We start from the raw sequence: 601 nt of genomic DNA on the forward strand, positions 1-601 counted from the left end.
TCGCCGACGACCAGAAGGTTTGCCCATGCTGCAGAGAACGGATGCATCGCATGGGGGAAGTGGTAACCGAGCAGCTTCACATCGAGGTGAAGGCCACGGTCCTGCAGAATGCCCGCGCCAAATATGCGTGCCGCAATTGCGACCGCACCGGGGTCGCCACGCCGATCGTCCTTGCGCCAATGCCCGCTCAGCCCTTGCCGGGGAGCATTGCCACGGCCTCGACGCTGGCCTTTGCCCTTGTCCACAAATACGTGGATGGCACGCCGCTCTATCGTCTGGCGCAAACCTTCGAGCGTGCAGGTGTACCCGTTAGCCGCGGTGCTCTGGGCCATTGGGTGATTGGTTCGAGCGAGAGGCATCTGTATCGCATCTATGACGCCCTGAAGCTGCGGCTCCGGTCCCAAGACGTCATTCATGGCGACGAGACTACGGTTCAAGTGCTGAAGGAAGAGGGCAAGGCCCCTACCAGCACCTCGTATATGTGGGCCTATCGCAGCAGCGAGGACAGCGAACAGCCGATCGTGCTGTTCGACTATCAACCCGGTCGCGGGCAGGAACATCCGCAGGCCTTCCTCGGCGACTATCGCGGTATCCTGATGAG

1 protein-coding gene is annotated in these 601 nt (G+C 61.4%); it reads left to right on the forward strand.

Annotated elements, in window-relative coordinates; genetic code table 11:
• Positions 1-601, forward strand: a 601-nt coding sequence (gene tnpC / locus LH128_RS30395) for an IS66 family transposase (protein WP_037522226.1), incomplete at both ends; no start/stop codon positions are given.

Source organism: Sphingomonas sp. LH128, from assembly GCF_000293195.2.
Taxonomy (GTDB): domain Bacteria; phylum Pseudomonadota; class Alphaproteobacteria; order Sphingomonadales; family Sphingomonadaceae; genus Novosphingobium; species Novosphingobium resinovorum_A.